Source organism: Janthinobacterium sp. ROICE36, from assembly GCF_002869965.1.
Taxonomy (GTDB): Bacteria; Pseudomonadota; Gammaproteobacteria; order Burkholderiales; family Burkholderiaceae_D; genus Janthinobacterium.
In genome coordinates this window covers 39,455-61,450 of record NZ_PEBS01000031.1, presented here as the reverse complement: position 1 = coordinate 61,450, position 21,996 = coordinate 39,455, and the positions used below count along the sequence as shown (strand labels likewise).

At 63.9% G+C, this 21,996-nt stretch carries 22 protein-coding genes and 1 pseudogene; 9 read left to right on the top strand and 14 right to left on the bottom strand.

Features of this window, described 5'->3' with window-relative positions; translation table 11 throughout:
* Positions 1-148, bottom strand: a pseudogene (locus tag CSZ94_RS28680) (IS5/IS1182 family transposase); the annotation flags it as partial.
* Positions 149-336: 188 nt separating this feature from the next.
* Here CSZ94_RS28680 and CSZ94_RS14320 point away from each other — a divergent pair.
* From CSZ94_RS14320 to CSZ94_RS14310, 3 genes are all read left to right on the top strand, one after another.
* Entirely contained in the window at positions 337-1,731 is a 1,395-nt protein-coding gene (locus tag CSZ94_RS14320) for an MATE family efflux transporter (protein ID WP_102122113.1), read from the top strand.
* Positions 1,732-1,749: 18 nt separating this feature from the next.
* The gene (locus CSZ94_RS14315; protein WP_102122112.1) at positions 1,750-2,589 is read left to right on the top strand and encodes a PhzF family phenazine biosynthesis protein; all 840 of its coding nucleotides are present in this window, start codon (positions 1,750-1,752) and stop codon (positions 2,587-2,589) included.
* A 156-nt stretch (positions 2,590-2,745) separates the two neighbouring features.
* Positions 2,746-4,953: a S9 family peptidase gene (locus CSZ94_RS14310; RefSeq protein ID WP_102122111.1), complete on the top strand. Its 2,208-nt coding sequence runs from the start codon at positions 2,746-2,748 to the stop codon at positions 4,951-4,953.
* Between the two features lie 76 nt (positions 4,954-5,029).
* Here the strand turns inward: CSZ94_RS14310 and CSZ94_RS14305 are convergent, their stop codons facing one another.
* The 3 genes from CSZ94_RS14305 to CSZ94_RS14295 form a co-directional block, all read right to left on the bottom strand.
* Positions 5,030-5,215 (bottom strand): CsbD family protein, encoded by a 186-nt coding sequence (locus tag CSZ94_RS14305; protein WP_102122110.1) that lies wholly within the window; start codon positions 5,213-5,215, stop codon positions 5,030-5,032.
* A 164-nt stretch (positions 5,216-5,379) separates the two neighbouring features.
* Complete coding sequence (locus CSZ94_RS14300) at positions 5,380-6,021, bottom strand: class I SAM-dependent methyltransferase (protein WP_102122109.1); 642 nt, start codon at positions 6,019-6,021, stop codon at positions 5,380-5,382.
* A gap of 69 nt (positions 6,022-6,090) precedes the next feature.
* Positions 6,091-8,154: a M13 family metallopeptidase gene (locus CSZ94_RS14295; protein ID WP_102122108.1), complete on the bottom strand. Its 2,064-nt coding sequence runs from the start codon at positions 8,152-8,154 to the stop codon at positions 6,091-6,093.
* Here CSZ94_RS14295 and CSZ94_RS27635 point away from each other — a divergent pair.
* Together CSZ94_RS27635 and CSZ94_RS14290 are read left to right on the top strand one after the other, a co-directional pair.
* A complete protein-coding gene (locus tag CSZ94_RS27635; protein WP_146009806.1) occupies positions 8,149-8,478 on the top strand; it encodes a hypothetical protein in 330 nt (109 codons plus the stop codon). The genes CSZ94_RS14295 and CSZ94_RS27635 overlap by 6 nt on opposite strands.
* Before the next feature lie 83 nt (positions 8,479-8,561).
* The gene (locus CSZ94_RS14290) at positions 8,562-8,801 is read left to right on the top strand and encodes a flagellar protein FliT (protein ID WP_308410565.1); all 240 of its coding nucleotides are present in this window, start codon (positions 8,562-8,564) and stop codon (positions 8,799-8,801) included.
* Between the two features lie 429 nt (positions 8,802-9,230).
* On the opposite strand, the gene CSZ94_RS14285 is transcribed toward CSZ94_RS14290, so the two are convergent.
* Positions 9,231-10,334 carry a type IV pilus assembly protein FimV gene (locus tag CSZ94_RS14285; protein ID WP_146009805.1) on the bottom strand — a complete coding sequence of 368 codons (1,104 nt, stop codon included), beginning with the start codon at positions 10,332-10,334 and terminating at the stop codon, positions 9,231-9,233.
* 171 nt (positions 10,335-10,505) lie between these two features.
* Between CSZ94_RS14285 and fumC the strand changes: the two genes are divergently transcribed.
* The 3 genes from fumC (at position 10,506) to CSZ94_RS14270 (ending at position 12,610) form a co-directional block, all read left to right on the top strand.
* Entirely contained in the window at positions 10,506-11,900 is a 1,395-nt protein-coding gene (gene fumC / locus CSZ94_RS14280) for a class II fumarate hydratase (RefSeq protein WP_102122105.1), read from the top strand.
* A gap of 95 nt (positions 11,901-11,995) precedes the next feature.
* The gene (locus CSZ94_RS14275) at positions 11,996-12,217 is read left to right on the top strand and encodes an RNA-binding S4 domain-containing protein (protein ID WP_035825476.1); all 222 of its coding nucleotides are present in this window, start codon (positions 11,996-11,998) and stop codon (positions 12,215-12,217) included.
* A gap of 108 nt (positions 12,218-12,325) precedes the next feature.
* Complete coding sequence (locus CSZ94_RS14270; RefSeq protein ID WP_102122104.1) at positions 12,326-12,610, top strand: hypothetical protein; 285 nt, start codon at positions 12,326-12,328, stop codon at positions 12,608-12,610.
* Between the two features lie 11 nt (positions 12,611-12,621).
* Here the strand turns inward: CSZ94_RS14270 and bufB are convergent, their stop codons facing one another.
* The 9 genes from bufB to CSZ94_RS14225 all read right to left on the bottom strand — a co-directional run bounded on the left by bufB (position 12,622) and on the right by CSZ94_RS14225 (position 20,775).
* The gene (gene bufB, locus CSZ94_RS14265) at positions 12,622-14,241 is read right to left on the bottom strand and encodes an MNIO family bufferin maturase (RefSeq protein WP_102122103.1); all 1,620 of its coding nucleotides are present in this window, start codon (positions 14,239-14,241) and stop codon (positions 12,622-12,624) included.
* Between the two features lie 17 nt (positions 14,242-14,258).
* Positions 14,259-14,561 (bottom strand): BufA1 family periplasmic bufferin-type metallophore, encoded by a 303-nt coding sequence (locus CSZ94_RS14260; RefSeq protein WP_102122102.1) that lies wholly within the window; start codon positions 14,559-14,561, stop codon positions 14,259-14,261.
* A 300-nt stretch (positions 14,562-14,861) separates the two neighbouring features.
* Positions 14,862-15,062 (bottom strand): YjfB family protein, encoded by a 201-nt coding sequence (locus CSZ94_RS14255; RefSeq protein ID WP_102122101.1) that lies wholly within the window; start codon positions 15,060-15,062, stop codon positions 14,862-14,864.
* Positions 15,063-15,119: 57 nt separating this feature from the next.
* Complete coding sequence (gene mobB / locus CSZ94_RS14250; protein ID WP_102122100.1) at positions 15,120-15,644, bottom strand: molybdopterin-guanine dinucleotide biosynthesis protein B; 525 nt, start codon at positions 15,642-15,644, stop codon at positions 15,120-15,122.
* Positions 15,645-15,800: 156 nt separating this feature from the next.
* On the bottom strand, positions 15,801-17,249 hold the full coding sequence (locus tag CSZ94_RS14245) for an alkaline phosphatase family protein (protein WP_180977480.1): 1,449 nt from the start codon (positions 17,247-17,249) through the stop codon (positions 15,801-15,803).
* A gap of 100 nt (positions 17,250-17,349) precedes the next feature.
* Positions 17,350-18,048, bottom strand: a complete 699-nt coding sequence (locus CSZ94_RS14240) for a general secretion pathway protein GspB (RefSeq protein WP_102122098.1) — start codon at positions 18,046-18,048, stop codon at positions 17,350-17,352.
* Between the two features lies 1 nt (position 18,049).
* A complete protein-coding gene (locus CSZ94_RS14235) occupies positions 18,050-19,681 on the bottom strand; it encodes an ExeA family protein (protein ID WP_102122097.1) in 1,632 nt (543 codons plus the stop codon).
* A gap of 51 nt (positions 19,682-19,732) precedes the next feature.
* Entirely contained in the window at positions 19,733-20,257 is a 525-nt protein-coding gene (locus tag CSZ94_RS14230) for a hypothetical protein (protein ID WP_102122096.1), read from the bottom strand.
* Positions 20,258-20,487: 230 nt separating this feature from the next.
* On the bottom strand, positions 20,488-20,775 hold the full coding sequence (locus tag CSZ94_RS14225) for a hypothetical protein (protein ID WP_102122095.1): 288 nt from the start codon (positions 20,773-20,775) through the stop codon (positions 20,488-20,490).
* A 346-nt stretch (positions 20,776-21,121) separates the two neighbouring features.
* Here CSZ94_RS14225 and CSZ94_RS14220 point away from each other — a divergent pair, with 346 nt between their 5' ends.
* Positions 21,122-21,994: a BadF/BadG/BcrA/BcrD ATPase family protein gene (locus tag CSZ94_RS14220; protein ID WP_102122094.1), complete on the top strand. Its 873-nt coding sequence runs from the start codon at positions 21,122-21,124 to the stop codon at positions 21,992-21,994.
* The last annotated feature ends 2 nt before the right edge of the window (positions 21,995-21,996 follow it).

Here is a 21,996-nt window from a genome sequence, read left to right as displayed (position 1 = left end):
AATACAGCGCCTGGAAATCATCGTTCATGTTGGCCAGGATGGCATCGACCAGTACTCGCAATTTGCGCAAGGGATGCGCATCCGGGATGCGTTCCTCCAACGAGCGGTAACTGTACAGAGAGTGCTGGGTGACGTCGGTCTTGCGCATGATGGCGGTGGGAAAGTGGGGCTGATGAAACAACGTTTACCGGCCCGTGATGGTTGACGGGCACGGCGATTAATTCAACACCCTGTTAGCTGTAACAAATGATTACCGCGCCCTGGCGCCAGGGATGCCTCGGCGGACAAGCACGGCGAATGCCGGTAGAATCTTGTGTTTAGTTAAGCTTGCCGCCCATGCCACACACCACCTCGTTCACCCTGCCCGCCGTCCGTACCGAAATTTCTTCGCTGTGGAAGCTGGCCTGGCCCATCCTGATCGGCCAGCTGGCGACCGTTGGCATGGGTGCGGCCGACGTGGCGATGACGGGCCATACGAATCCCGAGGAACTGGCGGCTGTGTCGCTGGGTGCGGCCATCTGGTCCATCGTGCTGGTCACCGTGAGCGGCATCATGATGGCGATCAATACCTTGGTGGCGCATGAAATCGGCGCGGCGCGCCACGACCAGGTGCCGCACATCGTGCGCCAGTCGTTGTGGAAAGCGCTACTGGTGGGCCTGGTGGCTTGCCTGCTGACGAACATGGCGGCGCTGGTGTTCGACCACCTGATGCTCGAACCAGCCGTGGCGGCCAAGGCCAAGCTGTTCGTGCACATCATCAGCTGCGCGCTGCCGCCGTTTGCCGCCTACCGCGCGCTGTACGGCTACAGCACCAGCATCAACCAGACCAAGCCCGTGATGGTCATCGCGCTGGCCGCCCTGGCGCTAAACATTCTCGTCAACTACCTGCTGATCTATGGCCACTGGGGCATGCCGAAGATGGGCGGCGTGGGCTGCGCCGTGGCCACCACCTGCTGCGTGTGGATGATGCTGCTGGCCATGCTGGCCTGGATCAGGATCGCGCCCGCCTACCGCGCCACGTATCCGTTCACGCACTGGGAGTGGCCGCAGCCGTCGTCCATCGGCCCCATGCTGCGCCTGGGCCTGCCCATCGGCGTGACCTATTTTGCCGAAGTGAGCGCGTTTGGCGTCATCAGCCTGCTGGTGGCGCGCTTCGGCGTGATCCAGGTGTCGGCGCACCAGATCGCGCTCAATTTCTCGTCCGTTGTCTTCATGGTGCCGCTCACCTTCGGCATCGCGCTGGTCACGCGCGTGGGCCATGCCGTGGGCGAAGCCAATCTGCGCCGCGCCCGCTTCATTTCTTGGGTGGGCGTGGCCATGTCGCTGACGGCGGCCATCGTTTCGGCTACGCTCATCACCGTCTTCCGCCACCAGATCGCGCAAGCCTATACGTCCGACCCGCAGGTGCAGGCGCTGTGCGCGCAGCTGCTGCTGTTTGCCGCCCTGTTCCAGCTGTCCGACGCCACCCAAGTGGCCACTTCCTGCGCGATTCGCGGCTTCAAGGTGACGCGCCAGCCGATGCTGATCCAGCTGCTGGCCTTCTGGGGCTTCTCGCTGCCCATCGGCTACGTGCTGGGCCTCGCGCCGGCCGGATTCCCCTGGTCGCCGGACCAGCCGATGGCCGCCGCCGGTTTCTGGATCGGCCTGGTCGCGGGCTTGACGGTGGCCGCCGTGCTGCTGACCTGGTATTTGAACCGGCTGTCGCTGCAGCGCCTGCGCGCCGCCCGATAAGCCAACAAGGAAACCGCCATGCCGCAACAACGCCCCTTCAGGCAAGTCGATGTCTTCAGCACGATACCCTTCTTGGGCAATCCGCTGGCCGTGGTGCTCGACGCGAATGGCCTCGATGACGCGCAGATGCAGGCGATCGCGCGCTGGACCGGCCTGTCGGAAACCACCTTCGTGCTGGCGCCACGCGATCCCGCCGCCGATTACCGCGTGCGGATTTTTTCGCCCGAGATGGAATTCCCCTTCGCCGGCCACCCGACCTTGGGCACGGCGCACGCCCTGCTCGATGCGGGCATGCAGCCCAAGGGCGCGCGCATCGTGCAGGAATGCGGCGTCGGCCTGGTGCAGATAGAACGCGGCGCCGGCGGCGTGCTGGCGTTCCAGGCGCCGCCCTGCACCACGCGCGCGCTCGCCCCCGCGCTGCTGCCGCTGCTGCACACGGCGCTGGGCGACCCGGCGGCCGCTGGCGGCAGCGTCGTCGACATGGGCATCCGCTGGCTGTGCGTGCCGCTGCCAAGCGCTGCGGCCTGCCTGGCCGTCCATGCCGACAGCGCGGCGCTGACGGCATTGCTGGCTGCGTCAATGGCTGACGGCCTGGCCCTCTACGGCGCGCACGGCGCCGGCGGGCCGGCCGATTACGAAGTGCGCGCGCTGCTCAGCGAGCACGGCGCGCTGGTCGAGGACCCCGTCACGGGCAGCGCCAACGCCTGCATCGCGCAGCTGCTGGCGGGCGCCGACTACCGCGTGCGCCAGGGCAGCTGTCTGCAGCGCGACGGCCGCGTTTCCGTCAATTTCCGCGATGGCCACGCCTGGATAGGCGGCGCATGCCTGACCGTGATCACAGGGTCGATATTGGCCTGAATCGGGAAAAGCGCCATGCAATGGGCGGCGATTGAGCATTTTTGACGAAGGAAATAAGGCCACGATGATCTTATTCCGTGGCCGGGGCTATCGCATAAAGGGGCACGCTCTGGTATCGTCTTACGCTTGGCAATTCTTCCAACTACCGAGACATCCATGCGTTTTATTCTTTGTTTTTTGGCCGCGATGGCCAGCGTTCCCGCATCGGCTGAAAAGCTGACCCTGGATCGCATCCACGCCGACCCGGCGCTAGCCGGCCCCGGCGTGCGCAACCTGAAGGTCTCGCCCGACGGCGAGCGCGTCACCTTCCTGCGCGGCCGCGCCGACAACCAGTTCCAGCTCGACCTGTGGGAATTCAAGCTGAAGGACAAGAGCACGCACCGCCTGGTCGACTCGAAGGCGCTGGTGCCGAATGAAACGATTTCGCCCGAAGAGCAGGCGCGCCGCGAACGCGAGCGCACAGCCAGCCTGAACGGCATTCTCAGCTACAGCTGGTCGCCCGATGGCAAGCAGCTGCTGGTGCCGCTGGCCGGCAATCTGTACCTGGTCGATGCGGCCCACCCGGACCAGGCGCGCCTGGTCGCCAAGGGCAATGTGCTGGACCCGAAAATCTCGCCGAAAGGCCGCTACGTCTCGTTTGTGCGCGATCAAAACATCTATGTGATCGACCTCAAGACGGACAAGGAACGCCAGCTGACCACCGATGGCAAGGGCACCATCCACAACGGCGAAGCCGAATTCGTGGCGCAGGAAGAAATGGGCCAGCGCACCGGCTACTACTGGGCCCCCGACGATTCCGCCATCGCGTACAAACGCTACGACGAAGCGCCCGTGCCCGTGGTGCGCCGCTTCGAAATCTTCGCCGACCGCACGGACGTCGTGGAACAGCGCTACCCTGCCGCCGGCGACCCGAACGTGCTGGTGCAGCTGCTGATCGTCTCGCCGGAAACGGGCGCGCAGCGCCAGGTGGACCTGGGCACGAACCCGGACATCTATCTGGTGCGCGCCGACTGGAGCTTTGATGGCAAGTCGCTGGTGTACCAGCGCCAGTCGCGCGACCAGAAGACCCTCGACCTGGTCGCCGTCGATGCCGCTACCCTGGCGCAACGCACCCTGCTGACGGAAACGTCAACAACCTGGGTCAGCATCCATGACGACATGCGCTTCCTGTCGAACGGCAGCTTCCTCTGGTCGTCCGAGCGCACGGGCCGCAACCATCTGTACCTGTACGACATGAGCGGCAAGCTGCTGCACCCGGTCACTTCCGGTGCATGGGGCATCGACAGCGTGCTGGCCGTAAACCAGAAAACTGGCAAGGTCTTCGTGTCGTCAAACCGCGATGCGGTGATCGACAAGCAGACCTACGCCCTGGCGCTCGATGGCAGCACGGCCGACAAGCCGCAGCGCGTGACGAAAGCGGACGGCTGGCACGACACGACGTTCTCGCGCAATGGCGAAGTGTTTGTCGACACCTATTCCGACCCGGCCACGCCGCCGCAAGTAAGCATCCACCGTCCGGACGGTTCGATGGTGGGCTGGCTGGAAGAAAACGCGCTGAACGCCAGCCACCCGTACGCGAAATACAAGGCCGATCACCTGCCGACGCAGTACGGCACCCTGAAAGCCAATGATGGCCAGACGCTCTACTATTCCATCGTCAAGCCGTCGAACTTCGACGCGAGCAAGCGCTATCCCGTCTACCTGTCGACGTATGGCGGCCCGCACTCGCAACACGTGGCTCGCCGCTGGGGCAACAACTTCGACCAGTACATGGCGCAGCAGGGCTTTGTCGTCTTCCGCCTCGATAACCGCGGTTCCTCGCGCCGCGAGCGCGCGTTCACGGACGCCATCTATCACAAGCTGGGCGCAGCCGAAGTGGCTGACCAGCTGGTGGGCATAGCCTGGCTGGGCCAGCAAAGCTTCGTCGATCCTAAACGCATCGGCGTGTTCGGCTGGAGCTATGGCGGTTTCATGACCCTGCGTTTGCTGTCGGCGGCATCAAGCAAGATTGCCATGGGTGTCTCCGTCGCGCCCGTGACCGACTGGTCGCTGTACGACACCCACTACACGGAACAATTCCTCGGCATGCCGAAGGAAAACGTGGACGGCTACAAGGACAGCACCGTGTTCGCCAACCTGGACGGCTTGACATCGCCACTGCTGCTGGTGCACGGCATGGCCGACGATAACGTGCTGTTCAGCAACAGCACGCGCTTGATCGACGCGCTGGTGAACCGCGGCGTGCAATTCGACCTGATGACATATCCGGGCGCCAAGCACGGCATCTCATCGCGCGCGGGCCAGCGCCACGTGTACAAGAAAATTGAAATGTTCTTCAAGCAGAAGCTGGGCGTAGCCAAGTAAAGTAAAGCGCGCATACAAATGAAAACCGCCGCCTGTCTCGTGACAAGCGGCGGTTTTTACATTATTGCTGCCAGAATTATGGCTTGCGGGTCACGGTCTCGACTGCATCCTTGACGTCGCCAACCTTCTTCTGCACTTTGCCTTCGACCTGGTTTGCCAGGCCCTTGGCTTGCTGTTCTTCGCTGCCGACGACTTTCCCAGCTTGTTCCTGGATTTTACCGCCGACTTCCTTCAGTTTACCTTCGACTTGATCTTTGTTCATGATGGATCCTCACTGTAGTTGGTACATCTGTTGTCCGGCCCCGAAGGGCCGGTACTGCGGCTCACACGCTGTTGCAAACTGCCTTGTGCGTGTCGATGTGTCCATAGTACCCAGTGGGGATCAAAAGCTCTGTACGGTTCCTAACACAGCGCCGACATCACCGATTACGCCGCCGTGTCCTTGCGCCAGACGGTGGCCAGCCACGGCTGCTGTTCGCGTGGCAAGCCCGGCGGACGGTAGTACTGCTCGACCAGACTGAAGCCGGCAGCCTGCACATACGCGGCCCAGCGCTCTTCGTCGTGGTAGCTGCCATAGCGCGCGCCGTTCCAGCCCTCCTGGTTGTGACCGCGCGGGTTCGAACTGAACAGCACGCCGCCCTCCTTCAGGCAGGCGTGCAAAGCACTTAGCACGCCAGGCAAGGCGGCGCCGGGCACGTGGAACAGCACGGCATTGGCGAACACGCCGTCGAAGTGCGCGGCCGGCAGATCGAGATCGACAAAATCCTGCTGCCACACGGTGCAGCCGCTGTAGGCGCGCGCCATCTCGACGAAACGGGGGCAGCCATCGACGCCCGTGGCCTGGTGCCCCATGGCGGTGAACGCTTTCAGATCGCGGCCCGGGCCGCAACCGAGGTCGAGGATCGCCAACGGCGCCGGCTTGCCGATGGCGGCCAGCAGCGCGGCGATATTCTGGCTGACATCGTGGTCGCGCGTGCCTTCAAAAAACTGCTCGGCGCTGGCGTCGTAATGGGCCAGGGTGCGCCCGGTGATGGCATGGATGGGGTCTTGCGGTGGGGTCGGCTTCATGGCGCTCCTGTCATCGATGTGCGCATTTTACGCTGCCGGCCCGCTCACCGGCCGGCAGCGCCAACGTACTTACCAGACGCGCACCCGTTGTTCCGGCGCCAGGTACAGCTGCTGCCCCGGCTGGACGTCGAAGGCTGGATACCAGGCGTCGAGGTTGCGCACGGTGGCGGCGCGGTATTGCGCCGGCGCATGACCATCGGTGAGGATTTGCTGGCGCGCCGCCGCTTCGCGCGCCTTGCTGCGCCAGCTGACGCCGTAACCGGTGAAGAAATCACGGTCCGCGCCCGCCTGCGCAGGCTTGCCTTGTTGCGATAGCGCAAACGCATCATGCGCGGCTGCCACGCCGGCCAGGTCGGCCAGATTTTCGCTCAGGGTCAGCTGGCCATTCACGGCCAGGTCGGGAAACGGTTGATAGGCCGCGAACTGCGCCACCAATTGCTGGGATGCCGACTGGAAATGCGCCAGGTCGGCCGGCGTCCACCAGTCGCGCAGCTTGCCCTGGGCGTCGAACTGCGCGCCCTGGTCATCGAAGCTATGACTGATCTCGTGGCCGATGGTGGCGCCGATGCCGCCATAATTGGCCGCATCGGACGCTGCCGGGTCGAAAAACGGCGACTGCAGGATGGCGGCGGGGAAATTGAGCGCATTTTGCAGCGGCAGGTTGACGGCGTTGACCAGCTGCGCCGGCATGGCCCAGGCCTTGCGATCAGGAGACTGGCCCAGCTTGGCCAGTTCCTGCTGGTAATAAAACTGTTCCGCCCGCTGCACATTGCCCAGCGCGTCGCCGCGCACCACGCGCAAGCCCGCATAGCTGGCCCAGCGTTCCGGATAGCCCACGCCCACATACAGGGTCTTGAGCTTTTCCTGCGCCTGCGCCTTGGTGGCCGGCGCCATCCAGTCCAGCTTGTCGATGCGGCGCGAGAAGGCGGCGACGATATGCGTCACCATGTCCTGCACGCGGGATTTCGATGCCGGCGGGAAATAGCGCTCCACGTACAGCTTGCCGACGGCGTCGCTCAGGGCCGCATTCGTCGCGGCCAGCGCGCGCTTGCTGCGCAGCGACTGTTGCGGCGTACCGCTCAGGGCCGTGCCATAGAAAGCAAAACGCTGGTCGGCGGCCGCCTTCGGCAAGGTGGTGCTGAAATGGTTGATCGCGTGAAAGGCGAGGAAATCCTTCCAGGTGGCCAACGGCACGCTCGCCACCAGCGCGGCGCTGCCCGTCATGGCCGTCGGGTGCCAGACGATGAAATCCGTCTGCTTGCCCAGCCCTGCCGCCTGGAAGTAGGCTTTCCAGTCCAGGCCTGGCGCCTTGCTGGCGAAGTCGGCGGCGCGCCACGCATTATTGCCCTTGGCGACATCGGCCGAATCTTCGCGGCTGGCATGACTGGCGGCAATTTGCTGCTCCAGCGCAAACACGCGCGCGGCGCGGGCCGGCGCATCGCTGTAGCCGGCCTGCTGGAGCATGGCGGCGATATGCGCCTGGTAGCCCGTGCGCAAGCCCTGCATGCGGGCGCTATCGCCCTGGTAAAACGCGCGGTCGGGCAAACCCAGCCCGCCCTGCAACAGATAGGCGACATTGCGCGTGCTGTCGTTCAAGTCTTGCGCCACCCACAAGCCGAACAGGTTTTCCGTATAGAAATTGGTGGCATTGAGCGGGTCGACATCGGCGCGCAAGCTCTCGCCCAGCGCACGGGCCAGGCCCGCCCGGTCGCGGATGCCATTGATCTTTGTCAACAAGGGCTGAATCGGCGCCCAGCCTTGCGCTTCGATAGCCGATTCATCCATCCAGGAACGGTAAAAATCACTGACCTGGCGCGCGGAGGCATCCGTCTGTGGCGCCGCCGCCAGGCCGTCGACGAGACCGATGATGCGCTCGTTGGTAGAGTTGGCGAGCATGGCGAAGGAGCCCCAGCTGCTGCGGTCGGCGGGGATCTCCGCGCTGCGCAGCCACGCGCCATTCACGTAATCATAAAAGTCGTCGCCGGGCAAGGCCTTGGCGGCGGCAGGGACAGCAACGCTGGCGGCCTGGCCGTGCGCCAGGGCAGGCAAACTGGCCAGCGAGGCGCCGGCCAAGGCGAGGAAGATGGCAGCCTGGACTGGCGTCCAGGACCAGGAAAAACGCAAACCGTGCATAGCGATCCTTTCGATGAGAGCCAAAATCATAGCCTGTTTCGGGCAAAAAAAACCGTCCGGCAACTTTTTTGCATGCGGACAAAAAATCGGCATATCGTTGCACGATTGCCGTGCCGCGCAACTGATCACGCCGCCTGCCGAGCCGAGCGCAGCACTGGAAGAATTCGTTCAATAACGATCGACGCCGACATCATCGACCCAGCATCCATGCGGCTTGGCGGGCGATTCATGCGCTCAGCAAAAAATATCCAAATTATTTTCACTTTTTTTCAAAAATACCCTCAAGTTCCGGATCAGCACGCCGTTAATCTAGACAAGCGGTAATCCATTCACTAGTTACGGGTGTGCTCATGACCTCCAACGACGTTCTCTCGATGTATGAAAATATTGCAGGAATGACCAATAAAATGGTTGTGGCCGCACGTTCGAGCGATTGGGATGGCTTGGACACCCTGGAAAACCAGTGCGCCAGCGCCGCCAGCACAGCCATGACGGGCAGCGTACCTGCCCTGGCCGGCGCCTCGCGCCTGCACAAGATCGATTTGCTCAAGCAAATCCTGGCCAATGACCGCGAAATCCGCGCCATCACGGAACCGTGGATGACGCAGCTGTCGAATGCCATGCCAGGATCACGCGCCCACATGTAAGTCAACAAGCAAGCTTGCAGCACCAAAAAAAAAAGCACTCGCAGGTGCTTTTTTTTACGTCTGCCGCCGTGCCAGGGAGCGCGGCATCTGCGGCGCTCAGGAAGCAAGGAGGGGGGGGGGGGATTTGGAAGGCGAACCCCAGGTATCTCCTGGCGCCGCCTCGCTGCCGGTTGCATCCGGCGTTCGCGAGCACATCGTCGGCATCGCAAACCGCTTCCAGACCCAGGCGTTTATGCAACGCTACACCTGTTTGCCGCGCCACACTATCGTTGGTGACTGCGCCAGGCTGGGGCTGTTTTGTCGTAGAGCAAGTCCACTGCATTAATCATATCACCATCTTTAAAAAATAGGCAACACGATAGACAGGCATTTCTGTCTTTTTTGAATATCTTTTTTTATATCAAATCTGGGCGCGATCTTGCCGCATCATTAACGCGAGAACGGCTCAGGTTCCGGCTCGGCCGCTTCCGTCAGCACCGGTACCTCTTTCTTCTTGCGGCGGAATGGTTTGCGCAGCAAGACCCAGTATTTCGATGGCGCGCCCGGCCCTGCAGCCTGCTTGCGCTTGCGCACGACATACACGATGAACGCCGTCAGCAGCAGGAAGATCAAGGTGCCCACACCCAGCCACAGCAAGCCGTTGCCGCCCGCTTTCGTCTCCTTGTCAGCCGCTGGCGCCGCATGCAGGGGCTTGGGCTTGGCATGGGGCGCTTGCGCTGCGGCAGGCGGAACGGCAGCGCTCGCAGCGGCGGGCAGCGCCAGCGCCTTTTGCAAGACGCCGATCTTGCCTTCCAATTCGCCGAGCTTTTCATTCAGGGCCGCGTTTTTCTGGTCCAGCGCCACGCACGCTTGCGCCTGCCCGGCAGCTGGCTGCGGCGCGCAAGCGGCCACAGGCGCCGTGGCCCGGCGCAATGGCGGCGGACGCAACGCAGGAGCAGCCGGCATGGGCGCGGCGGGTGGCGGCACAAACACGCGCGCCGGGCGCACCAGGCCCTCGGCACGCGCGCGGGCCGCCAACGCGGCGGCATCGGGCGGCGGCGCGGTGGCTACGGCGCGCGGCAATGACACGGTCGCCGGCACGGGCGCTGGAATGGCGACCCTGGCTGGCGCACTGGCGGCGACGGCGGCGGGCGGTGCCGGCGTCAGCCACAGCGTACCGAGGCGCACGATGGCGCCACTGCCGTTACCCAATAGTAAATATAAATGCACATGAGCAGCCTGGATCGCTTGCCGGGTGGCCACGCGCACATAGTGCCGGCCACCCCGTTCCAGCGGGCTGATCGTCAAGGTTTGCAGGGCCGGATCCATGCCGATGCCACCGCCCCGGTACACATCGGGCGAGGCCAGGCGCACGGTCACGCCATTGGTTTCCTCGGGCGCCAGGGCCGTCAATTCGATCTCGGCCAGCAAGGGCTGGCCCACGTGCGACAGCACCGCCATCTCGCCCAGTTCGGCCGCCATGACGGGCGGCAAGGCCAGGCTGGCGGCGGCGCACGCGATCAGGGACCAACGGGTAACAATGCTGCTTTGCATGGACTGATCGCTTTGATAACAAGATAAAAAGGGGAACTCGCCTGTCTTTAACGGCAGGAAATCGCAAAAATATAGATGCGCCATGGCAAAAATGATGCAATACAGCATCATCCTGTGCCTTTTTGACGTCTGGAGTACACTCGTTTCACCTCTATCGATGAAAGGGATGTCATGAGTAGCAGAATTGAACGCGACAGTTTCGGCCCGATCGACGTACCCGCCGACCGGCTTTGGGGAGCGCAAACGCAGCGCTCGCTTGAGCACTTCCATATCTCCACGGAAAAGATGCCGCCCGAACTGATCGCCGCCCTGGCCACCGTCAAGCGCGCGGCCGCCCACGTCAACCTGGACTTGGGATTACTGGATGGCAAGAAAGCCATCGCCATCACGCAGGCGGCCGACGAAGTGCTGGCCGGCAAGCATGACGCAGAATTCCCGCTGGCCGTCTGGCAGACGGGGTCCGGCACGCAAAGCAATATGAACATGAATGAAGTGCTGGCCAACCGTGGCTCCGAACTGATCGGCGGCTTGCGGGGCGCCGAGCGCCTGCTGCACCCGAACGACGACGTCAACCTGGGCCAGTCCTCGAACGACATCTTTCCGACCGCCATCCATGTGGCGGCCGCCCTGGCCGTCGCCAATACAGTCTTGCCGCCGCTGCGCCAGCTGCGCGCCACGCTCGACGCCAAGGCCACGGAGTTTGCCGACATCGTCAAGATCGGCCGCACGCATTTGCAGGATGCCACCCCCTTGACCCTGGGCCAGGAATTTTCCGGCTACGTGGCGCAACTGGACTTTGCCGAGCACATCATTACGGCATCGTTGCCGCCGCTGCTGCAACTGGCCGCCGGTGGCACGGCCGTGGGCACGGGCTTGAATGCCCACGTGGAATTTGCAGGCCGCATCGCTGCCGAGCTGGCACGCCTGACGGGCCAGCCGTTCGAAACGGCCAGCAACAAATTTGCTGCGCTGGCCGCCCACGATGCGCTCGTCGCCGCCCATGGCGCACTGAAAACCCTGGCCACGGCCCTGATGAAAATCGCCAACGACGTGCGCTGGATGGCGTCCGGCCCCCGTTCCGGCCTCGGTGAAATCAGCATCCCCGAAAACGAGCCAGGCAGCTCCATCATGCCGGGCAAGGTCAATCCCACCCAGTGCGAAGCGCTGACCATGCTGTGCTGCCAGGTGTTCGGCAACGATGTCGCCATCACGGTGGGCGGTGCCTCGGGCAATTTCGAGCTGAACGTCTTCAAGCCCCTGATCGCGCACAACTTTCTGCAAAGCGCGCGCCTGCTGGGCGACGGCATGCGCAGCTTCGACGCGCATTGCGCGCACGGCATCGCGCCGAACCGTGCTCGCATCGCCGAACTGATGGAACGTTCCCTGATGCTGGTCACGGCCCTGGCGCCGCATATCGGCTACGACAAGGCGGCGCAAATCGCCAAGCAAGCGCAGCATGAAGGCACGACCTTGAAGGAAGCGGCGCTGGCCCTGGGCTTTGTGACGGAAGAGCAATTCAGTGCGTGGATCGTGCCACTGGAGATGACAAGGCCCAACAAAAGCTGACTTCCACCCTGCATTGCTGGCGGCTTCAGGTAAACTATGGATTAGCTGAGGTCGTCATAAAGTGTTTAAAACACATCGTTGCAATAAGGGATACAATGCAAAAAGTAAGCTTTGATTTAACATCCGAGTTCGTCGAGCTGAACCAGCTGTTGAAGTTGGTCGGCCTGTGCGACAGCGGTGGCGCAGGCAAGGTCATGGTCGATAGCGGCGTGGTGAAGGTCGATGGCAAGAAGGAATTGCGCAAGACCGCCAAGATCCGCGCCGGCCAGGTCGTCAGCGTGGGCGATATCCGTATCACGGTCGTCGCCCCGGTCTGACCCCGGCATGGGGCGCGAAAGCGGCCCCATGCGTCCAGCCGGCTGCCTGCATCAAGCTGCAACATGTCGTTATTGTCAGATAAATATCGATTGCAGAAGGGAAGCGCCATGGACCATCCCGAACAAGGTACGCGCAGCCAGGAACGCCTGATCGGCGACTTGCGCCAGGTGATAGAAAACGCGGAAGAATTGCTGCGCAACACAGACAAATACACTAGCAGCCTGTACCAGAGCGCGCGGGCCAGGCTGGAACTGGCCCTTGTCGCGGCCGCTGCCGAACTGGCCCGCTTCGAAGAAGAACAAGTGACGCGCATGATGGACGCTACCCTGGCGGCGAATGCCCTGTACCGCGATCAGACGGGCGAAGCGCGCTTGCTGCGGGCCTTCGAGTAAACCCTAAACCATTACGCTGCCAGCACCGCATGCACCAGCCACTGGCGCAAGTGTGTCGCCAGGTCAAATGCCGGGTCCCGCTCGAAGGCCACATCGAGCGCGGCGCCAAACGTTTGGCCTTGCTGCAAGGCCAGCAAGGCCGCGTGCGCGGCGGCATCCACTAGCAGCACCTGCGCCTTCCAGTGCGGACGGCATACCAGTGCCCAGCTCGCCACTTGCATATCGTGCGGAAACATCCCCTGCCCTAGCCCCTCTTGATGCGCCTGCCACAAGGCCGCCACTTGCCAGTCCGATGCCAGCAAGGCGCAAGCAGGATGCAAGGTCAAATGGCGCACTTCCAGCTGATCAGGATGCAAGGCGGCCAGCGAATCGGGCGCCAGCGCCTGCGCATCGGGCGCGTAATGGGCCAGGTGCAAGGCCCATTCCAGGCGCGCCATGTCGGGCAAATAGGGAACTACGGCCACAGGTGGGAACGCAGCCAAAAAATCGGCGAAACGGGCGCCAAACTGCTGCAAATCGGCGCTATCGGATGGCATCTTGCGGCCATACGCGCGCGCCAGGCCAGCAAAGAAATCCTCGCCCACCAGCGCCAGCACGACGGGATATGCGTGGCCCAGGGTGCGGCGCCAAGTGGCGCTCAGATTGCCACGATACAGCGCAAAGCGCTCCAGCACCGCCTCTCCCGCGAACGATGGCAGGGCTGCCAGAGTATCAAACAAGGCCGTGGCAAAGGCTTGCTGCTGCTGCGCCAGTGCTTCGGCAGGAGCGGCCGGCGGCGCCGCCAGCAGCGCTCCCTGCCATGGCGAATGTGGCGCATGGCGCGCCAGCATGGCCTGCGCCTTGTCCGCCTCGCCCAGCAGGATATCGAGCGGCGGTAAATGCGTATCCCATTCAACCAGGGTGGGCACGGCGCCAAAACGCAGCAAGGCGGCCGCATACAAGTGCCAGACGGGATCGGCCACGGCGGCGCCGTGGTGGTCGATCACGGCCTGCGGCGTCAGCAGATGGCCGCCCAGGTGCAATTCGCCCACGCTGCCCGGTGCGATACTTTGCAGGGCAAGCAGGGCATCTTCGCCGTGGTTGCACTGGTTCACATACAGATTATTGATATCGAGCAGCAGTCCGCAGCCGCTGCGGCGCGCCAGCTCCGCCAGGAATTGCGCCTCGCTCATGGCATCGTCGGCAAAACGCAGGTAAGTAGAGACATTCTCCAGCAAGATCGGTCTTTTCAGCACATCCTGTACGCGCCCCACCCTGGCGCACAGCAACTCCAGGGCGGCGCCATTCAAGGCTAGCGGCAACAGATCATTGAGTTGCTGCTGCGCCACGGCGCCCCAGCACAGGTGTTCCGACACGAGGGCCGGCTCGATACGCTCCACCACGGCGCGCACGCGCTGCAAATGGGCCTCGGAAAAGCCGCGCGCGGAACCCAGGCCCAGGCCCACGCCATGCAGGCTGACGGGGTAATCCTGGCGCAGGGTCTGCAATACATGACTATCCCAGCCCGACGGCTGCAGATAATTTTCGGTATGCACTTCCAGCCAGCCCACCTTGGGCCGGCATTCCAGGAAGTCGCGGTAGTGCGCGGCGCGCAAGCCAACGCCGGCAAGCGCTCGCAGTGGCTGCGGCATGGGCAAGCGGCGAGAGCTTACGGCTGCGTGGCCGGTTTGGCGGCCTTGCCGGCCTTGATGGGCTTGACGGAGCCGCCCGCCTGTTCGCACGTGCCCTTGGCAACATAGGTCCATTCCGTGGGCAAGTTGTCCGCCTCCGCCTGGCCCGCGCACGAATGCGCGCCGTCGGACGAGGCGCATTCGTTCTGCCCGGCCTTGGCCACGCCGTAGCATTTTTCCTTGTCGCCGGGGGCGGGACCATCGTGCGCGGCCGCGTTGACGGTAGTACCGGCGCAAATGCCCGCGAGGGCGGCGGCGATGAGAGCTTGACGTTTGTTCATGGGAAATCCTCTGCAGGGGTCAAAGTAATGGCTAAGTAATCGCGGTAAGCAAGCACGCGGCATTCACGGTACGCACCAGGCTGCACCATGCGCAACGCGCAGTGCTGGGCAGCATTTTACTAAATCGGCCCGGCCATGGCGAACCATGATCATTTAGTCAACTTGATGAAGACAGAAAGGAAGGCGGAATGTCGGGCAAGATGACGATTGCCGCGAAGAAAAACAAAAACACCCACGCGCCACTGTCGGCGACGGTGGTGTGGGCATAGCGAGCGCCAGACTGGCGCTACAGACCTGCGCTCAGGCTGTGGTGTTGATGCGGTTACCGAGGTGAGACGGCAGACTCGGTGCCGACTGGACTGGCGGCAGGGCGGCCAGCAAGGCAGTGGCAGTCGAACTTTGAATATCCTGGGCTTTTTTCAAGACAGTCAAACCGACGGCTTGCCGCGTACCTGTCTCCGCCATCGTGGTTGACAGTTGAGCAATACTTGCGACGTCCATACGTTTCTCCAATGAGGTTCTACCAGTATTAACGGATGGCAGCGGCAAACCTTTAGCTTATTTTTTCAGTCTGTGCAGCAGCCAGGCCAGCACTTGCTCGCGCGCATTCAAGTCCAGCCATTGCACGCCCTCGCGCAAGTCGGCCGGCGCCGGGCTGTCGGAGGCGACGGCGATCACCTGCAGGTCATGCGGATACAGGGGCGATTGCCCCACTTCCGGGCGAAATACTTCCAGCTTGGGGATGGGATCCGTCTTGAAGCCTTCCACCAGGGTCAGGTCTGCCGGCCCCATGCGGGACAATTGCTGCGCCAGGCTCGGCTCGGGCGCACCGCGCAGCTCATGCACGATAGCAAAACGATACGGCGACGCCACCAGCACTTCCGCCGCCCCTGCCAGGCGCAACCGGGCGCTGTCTTTTTGCGGCGGCTCCAGCGCCAGATCGTGGTGGCTGTGCTTGACCAGGTTGACGCGCAAGCCGCGCGCCGCCAATTCCTTCACCACAAATTCCAGCAGGGTCGTCTTGCCGCTACCGGAACGGCCGATCACACCCAGTACCGGGTGTGCAGGCATCGCATCGTGCATGGTCACTCCTTGATTGAGAAGCAGTGATTATACGCAGCCCCACCGGCGCCAGCGCCGTGCATTGCCCAGCTCATCTTCCACCTAATCTTCCAGCTCATCGTCCAGATCAAGCGCCACAGGATTTCTGCATGGCATCGCCTGCGGACGGTGTCTGGCTCAACGGCCGCCGCCATCGACCGTGCCCTTGCCGGACAGCGCATCGGCGTGCGCTGGATTGCCAGCCTGCCGCCGGCGCCGGCCAGCAGGCCGGGGCGTTGTCTTGCCATTCCCCGCCTGTGCATTCCTGGCCGAGCGCGCCAATTGCCGATGCGCGGCGATCACGCCCGCTTCGGCATCCGATTGCACGGGCACGGCGGCAACGGCGGCCAGCTCGCCAGCCTGCGCCAGCGGGGCGAAGTCCTGCGCCCGCACATCCGCTTCCCATGCGGCCCGCTGCGCCAGCACCGCCGCAGGCACGGCCGGTGCCGCGCGGGGCTGCGCCAGGGTCAGCACCGCGCCCAGGCCGCTGGCGGCCGCCACGCGCGCGCCCATCTGGGGCAAGGCGCCATCGGCGGCGCGGCAAAAGCGCTGCAAGATGGTCTTGATGATGGACGTGTGGTCATACACCTCGTGGCTGACGCTGCCCGGCGCGATCAGCGGCGACACCAGCAACATGGGCACGCGCACACCGTACTGGCGAAACGCGGGCTCATCGTCCACAGCGACGGGCGGCGGCACATGGTCGAAAAAGCCGCCGTGTTCGTCATAACTGAGGATCAGCAGGGTGCGCGCCCAGGCCGGACCGCGCGACAGGGCCTGGTAAACCTGCGCCACCAGCGCCTGGCCGGCGCGGATATCGGCCGGCGGATGGTCGTCATTGTCAAAAAAATGCGGATCGATCCAGCTGACCGAGGGCAAGGTGCCCGCCAGCGCATCGCCGATGAAGCCATAGCGGCGTCCGAAAGAGCCGAAGGGCTCGTAAAACTCGGACGAGCGGTAATGGTCGTCCGTCAGCGCCAGGCTCCAGGGTTTCCAGGCGGAATAAAATTTCCAGCTGACCAGGGCATGCTCGAGGTGGCGCACGAAGGACTTGTTTGCATACTCGGGCACGCGCTTGCTGTCGCGGCTGCCGGCCGCCTTGCCGCTGATCGCATACAGGCGGTTGGGCCAGGTGGCACCCGGCACGGAACTGTAGCAGCGGTCGCAGACGCAGAACTGCTGCGCCAGGAAATCATACATGGGCAAGTCGGCCCCATTGTAGTACCCCATCACCAGATCGATGTCGGGGTCGCCCGGATGCGTTTGCGCATAGTCGTCGATAAAGCCGCCGTTAGTGTTTTGCAATTGCTGCGCCACCGACAGGCCCGTATGCGACGGGTCTTGCTGCGGGCCGAAGGCCGTGCGCCGCAAATGGTGCACGGGGTAGGCCACGCCCGCATGCACATTGGCATGGCTGGCCTGCAAGCCGTCGATGTCGGCGCGCCCGCCTTCCAGGCTCAGATAGCCGAGCATGTGGTCAAATGACCGGTTTTCCATCATCAGCACGACGATATGGTCGATGCGCGCCAGATTTTCCGGCGCATCCATATCAAGCGCACCCTCACCTGCAGCTGCAGCAGCAATCATGGGAACTCCCCGGCCACGCGCACGGGCGCAGCGACCCTGGTTCGACCAGGCCAGGCCAGGTTGGTTCAGCGATGGCGGCCCGGCCTTGATGCGCAACAACTCAATACAGCACGCGGTAGCGGTAGCCCTTGAAACTGAAGATGGCCGCCTTCGGCTGCAACTTTTCCAGCACCAGGCCGGGCGCCAGCTCCTCGCCCTCATGGCGCAGGACCTTGTCGATCAGCAACAGACGGTCGGCCGGATTCTTCGAATAAATATAGCCGCCGATGGCGACCGGTGGGATTTGCCGCTGTATCGGCTCGGGCAAGTCGCGCATGGCGGGCACGCTTTCCTCGGCGCCAGGCGTGGGCGTGGGCGTGGACGCGGGCGGCGCTGCAGGCATCGGGGCCACAACGGGCGGCGGCGCGGCCTGGCCGGGCGTCTCCTGCTTCGGTTCCGCCACGCGCCTGGCATGGTGCACGGGCGCGGCGGTGGCTGCTGACGGCACGGACGGGGCAGCCAGCGGCACGGGCGCCGGCGCGGGCACTGCTGGCGCGGCAGCCATGGGCGCGGGCACAGCCTGGGCCAGCACAACAGGGACAACAGGCGCCGCCGCGCCCGCCTGCCAAGGCTGCCACAGCAGCAGCGCGGCAGCCACGGCCACGCTGACGCCACCCAGCGCCAGCCAGACGGGCGCGCGCCGCGCAGCAGAAGACGCGGCGCCAGCGTGCAGCTGCACTTGCGGTGCGTGGATCGACGGCAACTCGCCCAGTTGGCGCTCGGCCTGCGATTTTTTCAGTGCTTCAAGTATGTAGGACATCTTATTTCCCCGCCACCATCGCCGTCGCAGCGGCCGCTGCCACGGCAGGAGCTGCGCTGCTCAGGCGCGGCTCCCCGTTGTCACCCAGTTGCATCAGGCGTATATACGTTTTCGGACCCGCCAGACCATCGGCCCGCAGGTTCTGGCTCTGCTGGAAAACGCGCAGTTGGCCTTGCATCTCGGCATCGAGCGGCAGGTTGGCGGCCGGTGCCGGCAAGCCCCGCTGTTGCGCCAGCCGCTGCGCCAGCCAGTCCACGTCGGCGCCACGCCCCCCAAGCGGCACTTCGTCGCGCCAGTTGCGCGGGGCGCGCCAGAACGTCGTGAAACTGCCATCGCTGCGCTGCGCCAGCTGGGCCAGGGGCAGGCTTTGTTGTTTGCCATCGAGCATCAGCGTGGCCGTCTCGCCCTGCAAGCGCGTCAGCAGCGCCAGCTGTTCCACTCCTTGTCCATCGCGCAAGGCCAGCATGGCCGGGCGGTCCAGCACGCGCAGTTCGGCGATGCCGCCCCGGCTGTGCAGGCAACGCAGGCCGGCGCGCGCACCCGCCTGGCAAGCGTCGCCGGCTGGCAACTGCTCGCCCCACAGGGCGGCCAGCTGGCGCAGCACGGCGTTGCGGTCCGGCACGCTGGCGGGCGCGGACGCGGCCACCGCTGCGGACGCCGCCGGCATGGATGCGGCCAAGGCCGGTGCGACGGTCGCCGGTACGGGCGCGCCAGCGCGCGGCATGAAATGCCAGGCCAGCGCGGCCGTCACCACGACGCCGGCCAGCACGCCGGCCGCCACGTGCGGCCAGCGCAGGCCCCGTCCGGCAACCGGCTTGCCCTCTTCCGCAAACACTTCCTCGGCGGCACGACGCAGTATCTGGCGCGTCACTTGCTGCTGGTTTTCTACATAGGCGCCCAGCAGCGCGCGGTCGCACAGCAGATTGATGCGGCGCGGCACGCCGTGGCTCAAGGCATGGATCTGCGCCATCAAACGGGGCGCGAACGGCGTCTGCGCCGTGCTGCCTGCCACGGCCAGGCGGTGGCGGATATAGCTGGCTGTTTCCTCGGCCGTCAGCGAGCCGAGGTGATAGCGGGCGATCACGCGTTGCGCCAGCTGCTCCAGCTCGGGCCGGGCCAGCATGGCGCGCAGTTCCGGCTGACCGATCAGGATGATCTGCAGCAGCTTGCGCTCGCTCGTTTCCAGGTTGGTCAGCAAACGCAGCTGCTCCAGCACGGCGGCGGACAGGTTTTGCGCTTCATCGATGATCAGCACATTGTTCTTGCCCTGCGCATGGCTGGCCAGCAGGTGTGCATTGATGGCGTCGACATAGCCTTTCACGCTGGCCACGCCGGGCGCCACGGGGATGCGGAATTCCTCGCAAATCGACAGCAGCAACTCCTCGACGGACAGTTTCGGATTGAAGATATACGCCAGCTGGCAGTTTTCCGGAATCTGCTCCATGAAACAGCGGCACACGGTGGTCTTGCCGGCACCGATTTCTCCCGTCAGCAGCACGAAGCCGCCGCCGCTGCCCACGCCATACAGCAGGTGCGCCAGCGCTTCGCGGTGGCGTTCGCTCATGAACAGGTAGCGCGGATCGGGGGCGATCGAGAACGGCGATTGCTTGAGCTGGAAATAATGCGTGTACATGGAGACCCTGCGGATGAAACGATCAAAATGCGCGGCGGCAAGCCGGTACCCTCAGCGGGTACGCGCGGGCGGCAACGGTTTGTATTTGGCGCAATACACTTTCGCCTTGCTACGGAAGTAGACGATTTTACTGCCAGGCATGGAGCCGCGGACGGGAAAGGCGGAACTGTCGAGCTTATTGAAACGCAGGCCCGAGGCACTGCGGATGGCCGGTTCCAGCTTTTCCGGCGTCGAATCGGCCACCACGCCCATGAAGACGAGGGGGCTGGTGTCGTCGCTGACGATCACGTCGGTAATCGGCGCGCCCCACAAGGTGGCGTCCGTGCGGAACCAGTAGGCGCCCCCTTCATGCTTGTAGGCAGGGCCGAAGGCCGTCAGCAAATAGGCATAAAAGGCCTTGTTGTCGATCTGGTCGATGCACAGCACGGCATTGCCCACCACTTGCCCGAACGTGGACGGCGCTGCCTTTTGCTGCGCCAGCACGCCGGACACGGGTACACCGAAGAGCAGCAGGGCGAACGCCGCCAGCAGGGCCGGCGCACGCCACTGGCGCATCAATGCACGGCGCACGCGCATGATCAGCGCTTGCGCTCTTCTTTCTTGACCTTCTTGGCTTCCTTCTTTTCCTTCATGCTCTTGGCCGGTTCCTTCTTGGCTTCCTTCTTGCTGTCCTGTGCCTTGCTCATCATTTACTCCATACCTGGGCGAAAATGCCTGAGCCATTATGACACTCCCCCATGAAAATGCCACCCGAAAAGCAAAACGGCCGCACAAGGCGGCCGTTCCAGTCAGGCATCAGCGCACTATCAATGCAGGCACAGGCGGCGGCGCGTCTTTTCGATCAGCGCTGCATCGTAGGGATACAGGTTCTCGATAAAGAACAATTCCGTTTCCGCCTCGTCTTCCAGGCACATTTCGAGCATGACCGGGCCATCGCTTTCGCGGCCCAGGAAATCCTTCGGCCAGCGGTTCTTGCGGTGCGTGCGCATCATTTCCATGCCCAGCGCGGCCAGCGGCGCCGACACGCCGGCGGCCAGCGCCTCTTGCTGCCAGTCGTCCCAGTACTCGCTCTTTGCTGCCTTGTCGTTCATCATGCTCTTCCAACTCAGTGTAAAAGGCGGACTTTACTCTTCATGGCGTCCCTTGCCAAGCATGCATATAAGCAATAGCGCAACACCAGACATAGACCACCCGGGGAAAATTGGCATTAAACAAGGCCAATTTCAATACCATTCACGGAACACAAAAACCCCTTTATTAACAAATACTTGCAATCACTCCCTCGGGCATGACGCGATATCGCACAAGGCATTTTCTAATACCACTTAAATACCTGTTGACAAGCCATCGAGGCGACAATATAGTGCCTTCAGCTTTACGCCTCCCGACAAATAAAAGAACCGAGACAGGCGCATCCAACCAAACGCGGGACTGCACAACATGATCGAATACATAATCGGCGTCGACGGCGGGGGCAGCGGCACCCGCGTACGCCTGGCGCGCCTCGATGGCCAGGAGCTGGCACAGGGACAAAGCGGTCCATCCGGCCTGGGATTGGGCATCGAACGCGCCTGGACTTCCGTGGCGCATGCCGTCACCGTGGCCTTCCGCGCGGCCGGCCTGGAGCAGCCGTCGCTGCAACGCATGGCCATCGGCTTGGGCCTGGCCGGCGTGCACAACAAGCAGTGGGCCGCCAGCTTCGTCGAACACAATCCCGGCTATGCCTTGGTGGCACTCGAATCGGATGCCCTGACCACCCTGCTGGGCGCGCACGCGGGCCAGCCGGGCGCCATCGTTGCCATCGGCACCGGCAGCGTGGGCGAAGTGCTGCACGCGGACGGCAGCCGCCATGAAGTGGGCGGCTGGGGCTTCCCCTCCGGCGACGAAGCGGGCGGCGCCTGGATCGGCATACGCGCCGTCAACCATGCGCAGCAGGTCGTCGACGGGCGCGTGCCCGGCAGCGCCTTCGCCACGGCCGTCATCGACGCCTGCGGCGGCCAGCGCAATGCCATGCAGGTGTGGCTGGCGGCTGCCAGCCAGACCACTTTCGCGCAACTGGCGCGGCTGGTGCTCGAACACGCGGCCAGCAATGCGGTGGCGCGCACCATCCTGATCGATGCGGGCCAGCAGATCGCCCTCATCGCCAGAGCCCTCGACCCGGCCGGCAACTTGCCCGTGGCCCTGTGCGGCGGCCTGGCGGCACCGTTGTCGGCCTACCTGCCGGCGGCATTGTTGCAACTGGTCGTGCCGGCACAGGGCGACTCGGCGGCAGGCGGCCTGCGCCTGATACGCAAGCACTTGCAGGAGCAATGACC